Below are 17125 nucleotides of genomic sequence, written 5' to 3' on the forward strand. Positions count from 1 at the left end.
CGAAAGACGGTCGGGTGCGTGCAATCAGTATTCGATGACGGAGCGGATGCCGCGGCCCTTGCGCATTTCGGCGAAGGCATCGTTGACGCCGTCGAGCGTAATGCGGTCGGTCACCATCGAATCGAGGTCCACCAGGCCCTCCATGTACAGGTCGATGATTTTCGGAAAGTCGATCGACTGCCTGCTTGACCCGTAGTTCGAGCCGATTAGCTTCTTTTCCTGGTCGCTCATCACGAACGGGTCGATTGAGATCTTCACCCCGTCGGCGACCTGGCCGACAACGACCGCCGTGCCGCCGCGGCGGACGGCCTCGTAGCAGGCTTCAATGGTGAACGGCAGGCCGATCGCCTCGAAGGCGTAGTCCACTCCGCGGCCGCCGGTGAGCTCACGCACTGTCTCGAGCAGGTCCACTTCCCGGCTGTTGATCACGTGCGTGGCGCCGAAGGTGCGACCCAGCTCAAGTTTCTCGTCGCTCACATCCGCGACAATGATCTGCTTCGCGCCTGCAAGCCGCGCGCCCTGCACCACATTCAGACCGACGCCACCGCAGCCCACGACGAGCACGGTGCTGCCGGGCTCGACCCCGGCGGTGTTTGTCACTGCGCCGATCCCGGTGGTCACCGCGCAGCCGACGAGCGCGGCTTGGGCCAGTGGGGCATCTTTGCGGATGCGGATCGCCGCTGAAGCAGGCACCATTGCGTATTCGCCGAAAGACCCGACGGCAAGGAAGCTCTTCACTGCTTCCGCGCCGTCGCTCAGGCGTGGCTTGCCGTCGAAGAACACGTGCTGGTATGCAGTCTCGTTCGCGAGCTGGCACAGCACAGGAGTGCCTGAGACACAGAACTCGCACTTCTGGCACGACGGTGTCCACGACAGGATCACGTGGTCGTCGACGGAGAGCTCGGTCACTTCTGAGCCGACGGCGAGCACCACGCCGGCACCTTCGTGGCCGAGCACGAGCGGGGCGGGCGTGTCCCAGTCACCGTCGAGCGCATGCAGATCGCTGTGGCAGACGCCAGAAGCTGCGATTTTGACCAGGACCTCATGGGGGCCAGGCTGATCAGAGATCTGCAATTCGCGAATCTCAAGCGGAGCGTTGGGGGCGACGAAGACGGCTGCCTTCACGGGGATCGTTGACATGAGAGGTTCCTTTCGTTCCAGCTCAGGCGCTGGGGGAGGGTGAGGGTGCCGGATCAAGCTCGCGCACCGCGCGAATGAGGGCGAGGATCCGCTCCGGCTCGCCAGGCGGGAATGCTGTCGCTTTGAACACGGGAGGGATCATGACCCAGACGTATGCTCCACCCATCGGGCTGAGTGTGAGCGTGCGTTGGCCGGTCTGTGCGATGCTCGCACGCACCATGTCGATGGTGCCGAGATGTTCAGCCGTGATCGCGTTGAGGCGCGCCACTGCACGTGAGTCTGGCAATGAACCGCGATCCGCCACAAAGGTGCCGCCGCGCTGTGGGCCGCGGTGCACCAGCTTCACTCCGCGGGGGATCGCTGTCGATGCGGGAAGCTGCGTGCTCACGGTGAGGGCATACACCCTCGAGAAGACATAGTTTCCGGGTTCGTAGCTGAGTGCGAGGTCGAGTCCGTCTGCGGTGCGCACTGACACGGTCGTCTGGTCGGCTCCCGTCACCTCCCCGAACTGCTCCGCGGTGAAGCGCAGCGCCTGCCGTGCTCGGTCCACGATGGGGCCGTTGCCCGCGAGGGGGTGCTTGCGCGGTGTGCGCGGCTTCACGGTGGGGGCTACGGCGGCACCGAAGCCGGTCATCGTGTTCCCTCGACATCGGCCGGATCGGCGGACGTTGCCGTGTTCGCAGCCGCCGAAGCGTCCCGCGCGTCAACGATTTCCTCATAGCCATCCCCGAGGCCTTCCGAGCGCACGATGATGTTGCTCTGCGTGTGCACGAGATCGGTGGGAGTGAAGAGCGGCAGGCGATTGCGCTTCAGCCAGATCACGGCGAACAGGGCAATCGCGGCGATGATCACTGCTGCGCTGCCCCACACTACGAGGCGCTGCTCCATATCCGGCACGATGAACGCGATCAGGTAGACACACGAGGCGATTCCGAGCACCTGCGGCACCGGGTAGAACGGCGTCTTGAACGGGCGGCGAGCTGCGGGGTATCGGCGGCGCAGCACGATCACATCGATCTGGGCAATGATGTAGCTCAACAGCCAGGTGGTGCAGGCGATACTAATGAGGTTCAGGATCAGATCGATGCCGCCGTCCGCGAACGTCGAGTAGAGCAGCACTGATGCCATGCATCCCGCGGTCACGAGCATGCCAGCCCACGGCACACGCGTGCGGCGGCTGACCTGGGCAAGCCACTTCGGCAGCAGGCCCTCATTGGCGAGGCCGTACAGCATGCGCGGGATCGCGGCCAGATACGAATTGCCGGTCGAGAACGAGGCAAGGATCGTGACGATCGTCATGATCAGCCCGCCAGCGGCCCCGAAGATTGCGGTGGCGCCAACCACGTGCGGGATTGAGGAGCTTGCCATCTCAGCGAGATCGGCATAGCGCGTTGCGCCCCACCCGAACAGCACGTCGACAATGAAGATGGTGCAGACACCAATGATCATGGCCATGGGAATCGTCTTCCACGGCTTTTTAACTTCTTCTGCGAGCGGAGCCACAAACTCCATGCCGATGTACAGCCAGATTGCCACGGCACCCATCGAAGCCAGCGTGCTCCAGTCCGTGTTCAATACGGGGTTGTTGACGGGTGTGCTGGCCGTGAAACCGAGTACACCCGAGACTCCCATGACCGCGAGGATTCCCATCATGCCGAACACGACGGGGATCTGAACGCGCGCAAAGATGTCGACGCCGGAAATGTTGAGCGTGAGCAGAATCGCGAGCAGCAAGAAGGAGAACGCGGCGGCGGGGAAGCCAGTGAGCGACTCAAATGACTCTCCGGCGACGAGCAGCTGAGTGCCGCCGTCTGCGGAGACGAGCACGAGGTACCCGCCGAGCACCGCGATGATCGCCATGAGGCGGCCGAGCGCCGGCAGCGTGTACTCGCCCACCATGCCACCTCCTGGCAGCATCGAGGCGAGTTCGCCGTAGGAAATGGCGACCATGGTGATGATGATGAGCCCGATGAAAGCGGGAATTGCGAAGGCGAGGCCACCTGTGCCGAAACCGTTGCCGAGCGACACCATCGCGGTGCCGGAGACAACGAGGCCGGTCGATGCGGCATAGGCCGCACCGAACCCGAGGCTTCGTTTGAGTTTGGTCGTCATGCAGGAGCTCCTTTGCGCCACGCGAGTGGGATGTGGACCTCCTCAGCTTCGCACTGGGCTCGGGCGAGCCGCATTGGACGTTTAGCTCACATCGCTCGCTGCGGCCACCACTTTGTCGCGGATCACTGCGGGATCACGGTGACAAACCGGCCAGCATTTCGCGCCTGACTCGACGGTTTGCTATTCCTGGAGATAGCGCAGTGCGATCGCGAGCTCGGCGCGGACCTCGAAATCGTCAAGGTCGGAGCCGGTGAGATCGGCGATTTGAGCGAGCCGGTGCGCCAGGGTGTGGCGATGCACATCGAGCTCACGGGAGGTGGGCAAGGGGCGGCCATGGTGCCGAAGCCAAACGCGGAGCGTGCGAAGGAGGTCCGCATCAGACTCCGCGTCATACGCGTTGACGGCGCCGAGGAGGCGGCGCGCAATGTGCGCGGCATCGGAGGCGTCGATCAGATCGGAAATCCCCTCGCGCCAGAGCTCGGTGAATGATGTCACCGAGCCGTCCGCACCGGTCCCGCGGCGCAGCCCGAAGTCGGCAGCCTTCTTTGCCTCAGTGAGCGCAAGCTCCAGCCCCTCCCACCGATCGGCGCGGGACCGCCCGATGACCAGGCCGAAGGGGGCGAGTTGCGCGAGCACCAGCTCCGCGTCCGGCTCGCGCACAAGCAGCGCGGCGTCTCCGCGATACTGCGCGAAGAACACCGGGAACTCTGCGGTGGCCTGCAGCGACTCGAGCGCCGGCATGAGGCGTTCTGCCTGGAAGTGCTGCGGGATCCCCACCAGTGTGACGAGCGGGGGAGTAGGGAGCGGCCCCCACACACTCTCCACGAGGTGCCTGGTCACCGCCACATTGCCCGACAACACGAGCTGCAGCAGTGCCTCTCTGAGTGTGGTGTGGAGCGCGCCGAGTGCCTGGTTCTGCTGGAGCGAGACACTCACGAGGGCGAGCACGCTCGACAGTACATTGCGTGAGACGTCATCGAAGCCGCGGCTGAGGGTGAGTACGAGCATGCCGCTGGGCTCGCCGGGTTCGCCCAGCATTTGCAGCACCGCTTCAACCTCTGGCGTGACCTGTGTGGAGAGGAAGCGCTGATCGCTTTCGAGTGCACGCTGCACAATCGGCGAGAGCTCTGCGGCTGTGACGCGCGGGCCATCCGGCGCCTCGACGAGGGTCACTGGGCGCCCCAGCGGATCGTAGAGCGCCACACCACAGCCGAGCTGTCGCGCGGTCTCACGCAGTGTTGCACTCAATCCGTCACGTCGCGTCGCCGCGTTGGCAATGGCCTTCTGGGCGCGGAGTGAGCGCGTATAGCGTTCAGTCTGGTCTCGCTGCAGTACGCGCGCCGCCTCCTGTAGCAAATCCATGAACGAGATCTCGTATGGGACATCGAACAGAATCAGTCCATGCTGCCGACACGCCATGGCCAGCTGCGGTGGGATCCCCTGGTGCAGCACGTCGCTCCCGAAGCCGACACCGATGACGCCGTGCGCTGCGATCAACGCCGCGTAGTCGAGGTACATTCGCTCGAGTCGCTCCTGCGACAATCGCACCTCGGGCACCGAAGGGTCAGCAGATCGAACCACGGGGAACTGCCACCCGAGGGTGAGGATGACTTCTGCTGGACCGAGAAATGGGGTCGGGTCGATCATGTCTGTGGCGTGCAGCCACTCAAACTCTTGGTCGAGGGACTGCTCAATCGACGCAGCATCCTCGCCTCCCACCACGAGGCGGAGGCGGAGCGACGGGTTCTGGAGGAGCTTGCGGAGGCTGAGTGACACCGCTCCAGCGTACGTTACCCGCCGATTCGGACCGGGGTGCCCATCGCGATACCCGCACGGCGCTGCAGAGCTGCGTCGACGGTGGGGGCAGCAGGATCCATGCCGAGCGCCGCAAGTACGTCGGCGGCGTCAGCACCGAGATCCAGCACGAGGCCCGTGACGCTCTCTGCCAGTGGGCCATCAAGTCCAGCGACCACGCGCGACACGGCCGAGCGTACGGCTTTCGCGAGGGTATCGGGTGTGGGTTCCCCGGAGGGAGCGGTGCCAGCCGCGAGCGCAACTTCAGCGCGGGCGTAGGTGACGCCGTCGCCGGAGATTGCCTCGGCGATCAGCGCAGTCTCGGCGCGTCGCACCGAGATCTCGAGCACGCTACTTGCGGGGCCGAGCGAGACAGGCTTGGCGGTAATTGGCAGAGAAATGCCCGAAGGGGCAGCGCCGTGATCATGCTGATCCGGTGCTGCCCCTCCGAAAGTGAACTTCAGATCCATAGGATCCAGAGTACGCCCTGTGCTTACGCGTTCGCTGCGAGCACGTCCTCAACGGTGGAGAACGGCAGGCCGTCGAAGGCGTCAGCGACACCCTTGAAGGTGACCACGCCGTCGTGCGCGTTGAGGCCCTTTGCGAGCGCCTCGTCAGCGTTCAGCGCCTTGACCCAGCCCTTGTCGGCGAGTGCGACGACGTAGGGGAGGGTGGCGTTGGTGAGCGCTGCGGTGGAGGTCTCCGGGACCGCGCCGGGCATGTTCGCCACGCAGTAGTAGATCGAGTTGTGCACGGCGAAGGTGGGGTCGTCGTGTGTGGTCGGGCGCGAGTTCTCGAAGCAGCCGCCCTGGTCGATTGCGATGTCAACGAGCACGGAGCCCGGCTTCATCTGCGCGACCATCTCGTCGGTGACGAGCTTGGGTGCCTTCTCGCCGGGGATCAGCACGGAGCCGATGACGAGATCGGCATCCTTGAGTGCCTCGGTGATGTTGTGTGCGTTCGAAGTGCGGGTCTGGATGCGACCAGCGAACTCATCCTCAAGCTGCTTGAGGCGGGGGATCGCGATGTCGATGACGGTGACTTCTGCGCCCATACCGAAGGCGATGCGAGCTGCCTGCTCACCGGCAGCGCCGCCGCCGATGACGACGACCTTGCCGCGACGGGTCGCGGTGACGCCGCCGAGGAGGACGCCGCGTCCGCCGTTGGCCTTCATCAGTGAGTATGCGCCAACCTGGACCGAGAGTCGGCCAGCGACCTCGGACATCGGGGCGAGCAGCGGCAGGCCACGGTTTGCGAGCTGCACGGTCTCGTAGGCAATTGCCGTGGTGCCCGATGCGAGGACCGCGTCGGTGAGCGTGCGGTCTGCTGCGAGGTGCAGGTAGGTGAAGAGCACCTGCCCCTTGCGCATCTTGGCGTACTCGGAGGCAATCGGCTCCTTGACCTTGAGGATCATGTCGGAGTCAGCCCAGACCTGGTCTGCGCTCTCGACGATCTTGGCACCGGCTGCGGTGTACTCCGCGTCGGTGATGGCCGAGCCGAGGCCGGCGCCAGCCTGCACGAAAACTTCGTGCCCGCGGCGGGTCAGCTCGAAGACGCCAGCCTGGGTAATGGCGACGCGGTTCTCGTTGTTCTTGATCTCGGTGGGAATACCGACGCGCATGACATGCTCCAAAGAAATCTACGGAAAGGGTGTGTGGAAAGAAAGTTGCCTCAGCTTCGAGACGAACATACGTCGTACGATGCGGCGGAACCAACTAATTGTGCAGTATATTCGTAATCAGTAGTGAAAAGGTGAATTCTCTTCGGAATTAGTTGTTCGAGTGGGAATCCTGCGATTGAGAGCGGTGGCCAATGCCCGATGGATCGAAGAATCTGCGCCCGGACATGGATCTTGATGAGGTGGACCGCAAGATCGTCGACGAGTTGCAGTCGAACGGCCGAATCACCAATGCCGAGCTCGCTGAGCGTGTCGGCGTGGCGGCATCGACCTGCATCGCTCGCGTGCGCAGCCTGGTGACGAGACGGATCATCACCGGGTTCACCGCCAGCGTCGATCCCCGCGCGATGGGTCTCGGCCTGCAGGTGCTCATCAGCGTGACGGTGAGATCGGGCGCGAGACAGCGGATCTCGGAGATGAGCGATTCACTCCGCGCGCTGCCTGAAGTCATGCAGCTGTTCTTCCTTGGCGGGGTCGAAGACTTCATCATCCATCTCGCGGCACGTGACTCAGACCACGTCCGCGACTTCGTGATGGAGCATCTTTCAGCGCACCCCGCAGTCTCGTCGACGCGGACGAGCATCGTGTTTAGTCACCATCAGAATCCGGTGCGCTCGGCGTAGGCTGATGACACGTGGGCCCGCGGTCGGGTCCGTGATCCTTCGGACCGGGAGATGTGATGACTCGAGCGCTGCTCATCGTTGACGTGCAGAACGACTTCACCGAGGGCGGTGCGCTCGGCGTCGCCGGAGGGAACGCTGTCGCCGCTGGTATTGCCGAATTGCTGAGCGGCGAGGCTGGCGGGTCCCGGCAGAGCGCTGGAAGCCACGACTACGCGCTCGTTGCCGCCTCGCGCGATTGGCACGAAGGCGACTCGGACAACGGCGGCCACTTCGCCGCTCCAGGCACAGCGCCCGACTTCGTCACGACATGGCCCGCGCACTGTGTCCAGGGCACCTCGGGAGCCGAGTATCACGTAGCGCTCCCGCTTGACCGGATCGACGTGCACGTGCGCAAGGGGACCGGCGAGCCGGCGTACTCCGCGTTTGACGGCAGCACTCACGACGGTCGCGATCTCGCGGCCGTGCTTGCGGAGCGCGGGATCGAGGCTCTTGACGTCGTCGGGATCGCCACAGACTATTGCGTGCGCGCCTCAGCGCTCGACGCAGTGCAGGCTGGCCTCCGCGTGAGGCTGCTCTCCGATCTTGTTGCTGGAGTGGCCCCCGAGAGCTCGGCCGCCGCGCTGCGGGAGCTTGCCACCGCGGGCGTCGAAATCTGCTGAGCCGGCGCCCCAGCTAGCCATGCACGCCAGGCGGGATGAGACGCGTTTCGTGGGCGTCAAGCGCAATCTCAGCTGCGCGCAGCGCCTGTGAGCTGTAGCGACCGATCGCTCGTTCATCGAGCAGTGCGGTGCGCTGCGCGTCGAGTGCCACCCTGCTGAGCCGCACCAGGGCCTGGCCGGGTGTCTCTTCGCTCGGTACGGTGAGCGATCCGGTAGCCGCCAGGTTCATCATGATGGGGGTGAGACTGTTGCGGGCGTTCGCCCGTGCGCGCGCAACGATCTCGTCGGACGGGGCGGGCTGTTCGCTGTCTGCGCTCGCAAGTGCGTCATCGATTGCCTCGTCTGAGGCCTCGATCAGATCGCTTTTGAGTGCTGCAAGCTCAGTTGCGCTTGCGCCGGCCCCCGAGCCGTTGGGCCAGAGCTTTCGAATGACGAGCGGCAGTGTGAGGCCGTGCAAGAGGAGCGTCATGACAGCCACCGCGAACGCGATAAGGATGATTTGCGGACGGTAGGGTATCCCCACCGGGATCGACTGCGCTGCGGCGAGCGTCACCACACCGCGCATTCCGCTCCAGGAGAGGACGGCGCCATCACGCCACCCGAGTCGCTGGTGGCGCTCGTGCTCGAGATCAGCGCGGGTGCGTTCGGCCAGGAGCTTGACGCGCTGCACTCTCGGCGACGCGGGATTGTTCGTCGCTTTCGCGCTGCGAGCCATGCGTGAAAGTCCGTTGCTGCGCTGCGTGTAACGGTCGAGTGAGCCACGCATTGAGGCAATGAGCGGCACCATGAACGCCGCGCGGCACACGATGAGCACAGCCACCAGCACGAGTGAGATCAGCGCGACGTGTTCGAGGCGCAGCGCACTGTCGCCGACGTGTTCTCCGAGTGCGTGGAGTTGCAGCCCCATCACGAGGAACACTCCGTTTTCCATGGCGAACTGCACTGTGCGCCAGTTCAGACGCTCGTTCATTCGGGCGGTCGCGCTGAATCGACGAGAGGCGTGATGTCCGGTGTACAAGCCTGTGACCACGACGGCGAGCACCCCGGAGGCACCGATCGCCTCGGCGGGGATGAAGGAAACGAAGGGAACCGCAAACGAAATCATCGTGTCATAGACGGGATTGCGCAACTTCGCACGCATCCACACCGTGACCATGCCGATCAGGCCGCCGACGATGATCGCCGCAGTGACGGAGAATGCAAACGACCCGGCAGCGTCCCAAAACACAAAGGTGCCGGAGACTGCGGCGATGGCGGTCTTGAGAAGCACGAGCGAGGTCGCATCATTCACCAGGCTCTCACCCTCGAGAATTGCTACGACCCGATCCGGCATCCCGAGCCGTTTACCTATCGAGGTCGCGGCGACCGCGTCAGTGGGGCTGATCACGGCACCGAGAGCGATAGCCACGGGGAACGGGATCGCTGGCACGACGAGGTGCAGCACGAATCCGATGATGACCGCAGTACTGATGACCAGTAGCACCGAGAGGCCCACGACTGGGCGGAGATTGCGACGAAAATCGATCAGCGGCACGTTGACCGCTGCGGCATAGAGCAACGGAGGCAGCACGCCGAGCAAGATGACTTCCGGGTCGATCTCGACGAGCGGCACGAACGGAAGGTACCCCACCCCGATCCCCACCACCACGAGCACGAGCGGTGCCGCGACGCCGATCTTGCTCCCCAAGATGGACGCCCCCACAAGCACGACGACGGCGATGACTGCGATCAGGGCGACTTCCATATTTCTAGCCTCTCACGTGCCACTTATCTGGGGTTTCGGAGTCTCCTGGAGATCGAATGTGAGCGGCGCGAACCCGTGGAATTCGCACCAGCGTGCGAGCTCTGGCATGAGCGCACTGGGATCGACGCGCTCGCCAGGCAGTGCGGTGAGCTCGATGCCGCTCCCGATACGCTGTCCGCGGCGCCAGGTGCCACGCACCCGTCCATCAGATACCACGGTCGCGAGGAACATGCCGTTGCGGCCGGGGACGATCCGGTCGAAGTGCGCGGGATCCAATTGCGCTGCGCGGTCGGTGTAGCCCAGGAGGTGCTCGTCGAAGGCGGGGAGTAGCAGCCACTCGGAGAGCTGCGGGGTTGGCCTGCTGGCGGGCAGGATCGTACCGAGCGTCTCCGGTGTCACCCAATACTGTGGGCCTGACGCGTCATTGAGGCGCACCGGTACGACGCCACCAGCCTCTGCCGTGAGTGCCAGGGCGCGACGCGCTTCACGTACCGTGAGTCCGGTCCACCACGCGAAATCTTTCTCGGTGACCGGACCGCGAGCCGCCGTGTACCGGCACGCGAGTTCTCCGAGCGCGTCATCGCCAGTCAGTGTGCGTGGGGCGGTGATCCACTCATCTGCTCGCACGAGCAATGGTTCCCCAGAGTCATGCACGGGGCCAAACGTTGTGAGACCGTTCTGACACAGCCACCAGATCACGTGGTACCGCCACCCTGACTGCCACTCGATCCCCGCGTCCGTCCACACGGCAGACAAGCCGTCGCGGTCGAGCGCGTTGCCACCGCGCAGCGCCGCGAGCGACACGTCCACGATCCTGTCGAGCGTTGCATCACCGAGCCCGATCGTCTCCCGCCGCTTGGGCGCTCCCGCGAGCACGCGATGGTTCAACGCCGTCTGCATCCAGCCAATGTCTTCCGCGGCAACGACGTGGATCGTGCCGCGCATGGGCCACGAACGCACGATTCGGGCCTCGCTGAACGCCGCGTGCACGTCAGCGACGGTGGTGCCGGGCGTGCGCACTCCCAGCGCCCAGCGCGCTGATCGCCAGTCCTGCCCCTGCACAGCGAGCATGCGCTGGGCTGTCTCGGCGATCCTGGCTGGTCCCGATTCAGTTGTGCGCGCCGCCGCGGTTCCGGAGCCCACTCCACGTGCCTGCGCTCCTGGCTGCACACCTAAGCCGAGCGCGTGCACGCGCAGCCGCAGGAGGTCGTCTGGGCTCAGGATCGAGGTCATTCGCTCAGTGTAAACCTGAGCGTTCCTGGGCCGCGAGCAGTCAGAACCGTGCGCGGTGGTACGGCGCGGGCACGAGCTCTGCGGCCACGGGCGCCCGCAGTTCATGGGCCCAGGAGATCGGCAGGTGCGGGTTCGCGAGCAGGGGCCGGCCCAGGTAGACGACATCGGCCTGCCCGGTGCTCAGGATCGCCTCGGCCTGCTCGGCGGAAGTAATGAGTCCGACCGCGCCGACGGGCAGCGGGCCCTGTCGCAGCGAAGCGGCGAGCGGCACCTGGTAGGAGGGGCCGACGGGGATCGGGGCGCTCGGCAGGTTCGCTGCGGAGGACACGTCGATGAGATCGGCGCCGTCCTCGGCGAGCCAGGCCACCACGACACCGCTTTCGGCTAGGTCAAAGCCACCATCCACCCACTCGGTGGCTGAGAGCCGCACGACAACGGGAAGCTCAGGGTGCGCTCCGCGGATCGCACGCACTGTCTCGCGCAGCAGCCTGGCGCGTCCCGCGAGGTCGCCGCCGTAGCCGTCGTCTCTCAGGTTCGAGAGGGGGGAGAGGAACTCGTGGAGGAGGTAACCGTGGGCAGCGTGCACCTCGATCGCGTCGAAGCCCGCTGCGACCGCGCGTCCGGCCGCTGCGACGAATGCCGCTGTGATGGAGTGGAGCTCGGGAACCTCCAGTGCGCGCGGTGTGGTGAAATCTCCGAACGGAACTGCCGAGGGGGCAACAGTCTCCCAGCCGCCCTCGGAGGACGGCTGCGTGCCAGCGGGGAAGCCGGGAAGTGCGGGGTAGGTGCTTGCCTTGCGGCCTGCGTGAGCGAGTTGCACGCTGATCCGTGCTCCGTGTGCGTGCGCGATCTCCGCGAGCCGCGCGAAGGCAGGCGTGTGCTCGTCGGACCACAGGCCTAAATCACGCGGGGAGATTCGTCCCTCCGCGGTGACCGCGGTCGCTTCAAGTGTTACCAGGCCAGCGCCTCCGCGGGCGAGCGCTCCAACGTGCACGAGGTGCCAGTCGCGCGGAATCCCATCGAGCTCGGTCACCGAGTACTGGCACATGGGCGCAACCCAGAGCCGGTTGCGCACCTCCATACCTCGCAACGTGAACGGGCGGAAGAGATACGGATCTGCCATGGCGGAAGTGTACTGGCGCGGCCCTGCAGAGTTGCCGGGGGGTCGGTGTGCGGGAGCTGGAAGCTGGATCAAGGTGCCGGATCGGCCTGCGGGATCGGCCTGCCGAACTGTGAATGTCAGGGGCCTGTGCCAGGGTTAGTCAGTGTCACAGCCTACGTACCGGTGAAGGAGGCCACCATGCACGAGATCCAGTGTCCACACTGCGGCAAAGCATTCACCGTTGATGAAGCCGGGTACGCGGACATCCTGAAGCAGGTGCGCGATAGCGAGTTTGAAGCCCAACTGCACGAGCGATTGCAGCTCGCAGAGCAAGAAAAACAGAACGCCCTCAAACTCGCCGAGGCGACAGCGGCTGGCGCGCTGCAGGAAACTGCCGCGGCCAAGGACGCGGAGATACAGCGGCTTGTCGCCCGGCTCGATGCAGGAGAAACCGCGCAGAAGCTCGCGGTGGCAGAAGCACTGAGCACCGTGGAGAAGGAGCGGGACGCGCTCGCGGCACAGGTGGCGCAGGTGCAGCGAGAGCAGGAAGCCGCGGTCGAGCTCGCCGAGGCGAAGATCGCCGCGCATCTGCAGAAGCAGCTCGCGGAGCAGGAAACCGCAGTGCGAGATCTCCGTGCGCAGCTTGCGTCCGACAAACTCGAACGCCAGATCGAGGTCACGGAGGCAGTCGGTGCCGTGGCGAAGGAACGAGATGAGCTCAAGAACGGGCTCGATCGCGCGCAACTGGAGAAGCAGCTCGCTGAGCAGGCACTCAAAGAGCGCTACGAAATGCAGCTGAAAGATCGCGACGACGCGATCGAGCGATTGCGCGATATGAAGGCCAGGCTGTCGACGAAGATGATTGGCGAGAGTCTTGAGCAGCACTGCGAGACCACGTTCAATCAAATTCGCGCCACCGCGTTCCCGAACGCCTACTTCGAGAAGGACAATGACGCGAGCAGCGGCAGCAAGGGCGACTTCATCTTCCGCGACGAGGACCTTGCGGGGGTCGAGATCGTGTCGATCATGTTCGAGATGAAGAACGAGGCCGATGGCACGGCCACGAAACACAAGAACGAAGACTTCCTGAAAGAGCTCGACAAGGACCGGAGGGAGAAGGGCTGCGAATACGCGGTGCTCGTCTCACTGCTCGAACCGGAGAGCGAACTCTACAACGGCGGTATTGTTGATGTGTCGCACCGCTACCCGAAAATGTATGTGGTGCGCCCCCAGTTCTTCATTCCGTTGATCACGCTGTTGCGCAACGCGGCGCTGAACTCTCTGAAGTACAAGACGGAGCTCGAACTCGTGCGGTCGCAGAACATCGACATCACGAATTTCGAGGAAGAACTCGACTCGTTCAAGAGCGCGTTCGGGCGCAACTACGAACTTGCCTCAGCCCAGTTCCAGGAAGCGATCAAACGCATCGACACCTCGATCCGTGAGATGGAAAAGGTGCGAGAGCAACTGCTGAAATCAGAGAACAACCTGCGGCTCGCCAACGACAAAGCGCAGGGGGTCACCGTGAAGAAGCTCACGCGCGGCAACGCGACGATGCAGGCGAGATTCGCGGAGCTGGAACCAACGAACACGGCAGCACCTACGAAGGAGAACCCCGACACATGAGCCTGCAACAGGCGCTCGAGCGTGCGCGAGCCAACGGCACAGGCGGTGCCGACGAGGCGTTCGCTGCGTTCGAAGAGTGGGCGCTGGAGGAACGGGGGCTGCAACTGTACCCAGCGCAGGAGGAAGCTGTGCTCGGCATCACCCTCGGCAGCAATGTGATTCTCGCCACGCCAACAGGCACCGGCAAATCGCTCGTGGCAATCGGTGCGCACTTTATTGCCCTGGTCGAGGGGCGGCGCACGGTCTACACCGCGCCGATTAAGGCGCTCGTGAGCGAGAAGTTCTTCGACCTTGTTGAGGTATTCGGTGCCGAGCGCGTCGGAATGATCACCGGTGACTCGTCGATCAACTCTGATGCCCCGATCCTGTGCTGCACCGCAGAGATTCTCGCAAACCTCGCGATTCGAGACAAGAACGTCGACAATCCGGAGACGGGCGGGATCACTCAGGTGATCATGGACGAGTTCCACTACTACGCCGACCCAGACCGCGGCTGGGCGTGGCAGGTCCCGCTGCTGCTGATGCACGACGCGCAGTTCCTGCTCATGTCCGCAACACTTGGCGACGTCACCGAGCTCGCCTCGGATCTCAGCGACGCAACGGGGCGCGACACTGCGCTTGTCACCGGAGTTGAACGGCCGGTGCCCCTCAGCTTCAGCTACGAAGTGGCCCCAGCGCACGAGGTGGTCGAGCAGCTCATCGCTGATCGTGAGACTCCGGCGTATCTCGTGCACTTCAACCAGTCACACGCGGTCGAGCAGGCACAGGCGCTCGCATCGATCAAGATTGTCGATCGCGCCGGACGCGACGAGATCGCAGCGGCGATTGGCGAGTTCCGTTTCTCCACCGGCTTTGGCAACACACTGTCTCGGCTCGTCCGCTCCGGGATCGGCGTGCACCACGCAGGGATGTTGCCGCGCTATCGCCGCCTCGTCGAACAGCTCGCCCAGCGCGGCCTGTTACGCGTCATCTGCGGCACTGACACGCTCGGTGTCGGCATCAATGTGCCGATCCGCACCGTCGTGATCACGGCGCTCACCAAGTTCGACGGCGAGAAGATGCGCAGACTCTCCGCGCGCGAGTTTCATCAGATCTCGGGCCGCGCTGGGCGAGCGGGCTACGACACTGAGGGTGACGTGATCGCTCTCGCGCCCGAACATGAGATTGAGAATGCGAAAGCCGTGGCGAAGGCCGCAGCCAAAGCGTCAGCCGGCACAGGCGGGAAGAAGGCCAAGCCGGTCAAGAAGAAATCGGCTCCGCAGGGCTTCGTCGCGTGGAGCGAGCAGACCTTCGAAAAGCTCATCAGCTCAGAGCCCGAGCCGCTCGTGAGCCGTATGCGGGTAACGCACGCCATGGTGCTCGGTGTGATCGGCCGCGGTGAGGAGTGGGAGGGCGAGGCCCTCAACACGATGCAGATGCTGATCTTCGATAGCCACGAGCCGCGCGCGGCCCAGTTCGCGCACGCGCGCACCGCACTGTCGATCTTCCGCACGCTCCGCAACGGCGGCATTGTTGAAATTCACGAGGATGAGCGCGGCCAGCGCCTACTCCGGCTCACGGTGGAACTGCAGGCGAACTTCGCACTGAACCAGCCGCTCTCACCGTTTGCGCTCGCCGCGATTGAGCTGCTCGATCCCGAGTCTGAGTCCTATCCGCTCGACGTGATCTCGATCATCGAGGCGACGCTCGAGAATCCGCGCGCGATCGTGCGCGCGCAGGAGTATCGCGCCCGAGGCGAGGCCGTTGCTGCGATGAAGGCCGAGGGGATCGAATACGAGGAGCGTATGGAGCTGCTCGAAGCGATCACCTACCCCCAGCCGCTGAAAGAACTGCTTGACGAGGCCTTCCACGAATACGTGAAAGAGGTACCGTGGGCGCGCGACTACGAGCTGCGACCGAAATCGATCGTGCGCGACATGGTTGAGCGAGCCTTCGGATTCCGGGACCTGGTGTCGTTCTATCAGCTCGGGCGTGCTGAGGGCGGTGTGCTGCGCTACCTGAGCGACGCGTACCGTGCCATCGAGCGGACAGTGCCGGAGCAAGCCAAGAACCCAGCGCTCGAAGAGCTCATCGATTGGCTCGGCGAGCTGGTGCGCCAGGTGGATTCCAGCCTGATCGACGAGTGGAACGAGCTCGCGAACCCGGATCCCGAGGCGCACCGCGCCACGACTGCTGGTGGCATCGATCTCGCGCCGCCAGCCCGCTCCGTACTCACCAACGAGCGTGCGTTCGGGGTCATGCTGCGCAACGCGTTGTTCCGTCGCGTGCAGGCGGCGGCATTCGAGCGCTATGCCGAGCTTGCAGAACTTGACGGTCCGCACGGGTTCGGAGAGCAGCGCTGGCGCGACGCGCTCGCCGGGTATTACACGGAGTACGACGAGATTCGCACCGACACTGACGCGCGCGCTGCGGCCCTGCTCGAGATCGACCGCGGTGCTGATGCGCAAGCAGCCGGAGTGTGGAAGTTTCGGCAGGTGCTGCTCGACCCTGCGGGCGACCGCGACTGGGCAATCGAAGGGGTCATTGACCTGGAGGCCACGGAGGCCGAGGGCGAACCCGCGGTGCGCGTGCAGCGCGTAGGACCCTTGACGGGCGAGTAAGACCGCTGCCCACCCCGCACTTGACGAGTTCGCTTGAATGGAGAAACACATGAGCCCCACTGCGCTGACCACCGAACTGTTCCTCGCGAACGCTGATCACACGCTCCTCGCCCCCAGCACCACCCCGGCTGAGCTGGAGACCTTCCTCCTCGCCGCGCGCGAACTCGGCGTTGCCCGAGTCTGCATCAGCCCGACGCTGATCGAGGAAGCTGCTGGTCCGCTGCGCAGCAGCCCAGTGCAGGTCGTCACCGTCGTTGGCTTCCCGAGCGGTGTGCACGCGGCCGAGGTGAAAGCTGCCGAGGCGGCGCAGGCCGTAAGCGACGGTGCAGCCGAAATCGATATGGTCGTGAACCGCGGGCTCGTGCGCGCGGGGGACTGGTCGGGCGTCGAGGCCGAGATCAGCGCCGTCCGGGAGGCAGCGACGGACCGCGTTCTCAAGGTAATCCTTGAAACTGCTGCGCTGAGTGATGCAGAGATCATCGGCGCGTGCCGTGCAGCCGAAGCGGCTGGCGCCGACTTCGTGAAGACGTCAACCGGATTCGATCCGGCGGGCGGGGCAAGTGTGCACGCCGTGCGGCTGATGGCGGATACCGTCGGCGGGCGTCTCGGGATTAAAGCCTCCGGGGGATTCGCACCGCCGCTGCGGTCCGAGAACTCTGGGCTGCCGGCGCCACGCGGTTCGGCGTTTCCGGCACGGCCGCGATCCTCGCGGAGTGGGACGACACTGCGCGTGCGGCCTCGAACACCGGCTCGGGATCGGGCTCGGGATCGGGATCGGGCTACTGATGTCGGACCGTGCAAAGTGTCAATCTGT

General features: G+C 64.7%; 13 protein-coding genes and 1 pseudogene. 5 read left to right on the forward strand and 9 right to left on the reverse strand.

All coding sequences use genetic code 11. The annotated features are described in order from the left end of the window. Positions 1-24: 24 nt before the first annotated feature. The 6 genes from K1X41_RS14710 to ald all read right to left on the reverse strand — a co-directional run bounded on the left by K1X41_RS14710 (position 25) and on the right by ald (position 6667). Positions 25-1140: a Zn-dependent alcohol dehydrogenase gene (locus K1X41_RS14710; protein WP_133616947.1), complete on the reverse strand. Its 1116-nt coding sequence runs from the start codon at positions 1138-1140 to the stop codon at positions 25-27. 22 nt (positions 1141-1162) lie between these two features. Further along, positions 1163-1774, reverse strand: a complete 612-nt coding sequence (locus tag K1X41_RS14715; RefSeq protein WP_133616946.1) for a hypothetical protein — start codon at positions 1772-1774, stop codon at positions 1163-1165. After that, on the reverse strand, positions 1771-3252 hold the full coding sequence (locus K1X41_RS14720) for an APC family permease (RefSeq protein WP_133616945.1): 1482 nt from the start codon (positions 3250-3252) through the stop codon (positions 1771-1773). The genes K1X41_RS14715 and K1X41_RS14720 overlap by 4 nt, the downstream gene beginning before the upstream one ends. Positions 3253-3432: 180 nt before the next feature. Next, on the reverse strand, positions 3433-5028 hold the full coding sequence (locus tag K1X41_RS14725) for a helix-turn-helix domain-containing protein (RefSeq protein WP_133616944.1): 1596 nt from the start codon (positions 5026-5028) through the stop codon (positions 3433-3435). A 14-nt stretch (positions 5029-5042) separates the two neighbouring features. Next, a complete protein-coding gene (locus tag K1X41_RS14730; protein WP_133616943.1) occupies positions 5043-5516 on the reverse strand; it encodes a hypothetical protein in 474 nt (157 codons plus the stop codon). 23 nt (positions 5517-5539) lie between these two features. Beyond that, positions 5540-6667 carry an alanine dehydrogenase gene (ald, locus tag K1X41_RS14735; protein ID WP_132202630.1) on the reverse strand — a complete coding sequence of 376 codons (1128 nt, stop codon included), beginning with the start codon at positions 6665-6667 and terminating at the stop codon, positions 5540-5542. A 191-nt stretch (positions 6668-6858) separates the two neighbouring features. On the opposite strand from ald, the gene K1X41_RS14740 reads away from it, so the two are divergent. Continuing rightward, positions 6859-7347 (forward strand): Lrp/AsnC family transcriptional regulator, encoded by a 489-nt coding sequence (locus tag K1X41_RS14740; protein WP_132202632.1) that lies wholly within the window; start codon positions 6859-6861, stop codon positions 7345-7347. Positions 7348-7403: 56 nt separating this feature from the next. Next, complete coding sequence (locus tag K1X41_RS14745) at positions 7404-8006, forward strand: nicotinamidase (protein WP_133616941.1); 603 nt, start codon at positions 7404-7406, stop codon at positions 8004-8006. A 13-nt stretch (positions 8007-8019) separates the two neighbouring features. On the opposite strand, the gene K1X41_RS14750 is transcribed toward K1X41_RS14745, so the two are convergent. Genes K1X41_RS14750 through K1X41_RS14760 form a run of 3 tightly spaced genes read right to left on the reverse strand, consistent with a single transcriptional unit; the run spans position 8020 to position 12106 of the window. Then, positions 8020-9750: a cation:proton antiporter gene (locus K1X41_RS14750; protein WP_133616940.1), complete on the reverse strand. Its 1731-nt coding sequence runs from the start codon at positions 9748-9750 to the stop codon at positions 8020-8022. A 12-nt stretch (positions 9751-9762) separates the two neighbouring features. Then, positions 9763-10983, reverse strand: coding sequence for a winged helix DNA-binding domain-containing protein (locus K1X41_RS14755; RefSeq protein ID WP_220174965.1), 1221 nt, complete (start codon positions 10981-10983; stop codon positions 9763-9765). A 40-nt stretch (positions 10984-11023) separates the two neighbouring features. Continuing rightward, positions 11024-12106: an NADH:flavin oxidoreductase/NADH oxidase gene (locus K1X41_RS14760; protein WP_132202640.1), complete on the reverse strand. Its 1083-nt coding sequence runs from the start codon at positions 12104-12106 to the stop codon at positions 11024-11026. Positions 12107-12283: 177 nt separating this feature from the next. On the opposite strand from K1X41_RS14760, the gene K1X41_RS14765 reads away from it, so the two are divergent. The 3 genes and pseudogenes from K1X41_RS14765 to deoC all read left to right on the forward strand — a co-directional run bounded on the left by K1X41_RS14765 (position 12284) and on the right by deoC (position 17097). After that, a complete protein-coding gene (locus K1X41_RS14765; protein ID WP_220174966.1) occupies positions 12284-13711 on the forward strand; it encodes a DUF2130 domain-containing protein in 1428 nt (475 codons plus the stop codon). Beyond that, on the forward strand, positions 13708-16311 hold the full coding sequence (locus K1X41_RS14770; protein ID WP_220174967.1) for a DEAD/DEAH box helicase: 2604 nt from the start codon (positions 13708-13710) through the stop codon (positions 16309-16311). The genes K1X41_RS14765 and K1X41_RS14770 overlap by 4 nt, the downstream gene beginning before the upstream one ends. 49 nt (positions 16312-16360) lie before the next feature. After that, a pseudogene (deoC, locus tag K1X41_RS14775) lies at positions 16361-17097 on the forward strand (deoxyribose-phosphate aldolase). Positions 17098-17125 lie beyond the last annotated feature (28 nt).

The organism is Leucobacter luti, from assembly GCF_019464495.1.
In the GTDB taxonomy this organism is placed as follows: Bacteria; Actinomycetota; Actinomycetes; order Actinomycetales; family Microbacteriaceae; genus Leucobacter; species Leucobacter luti_A.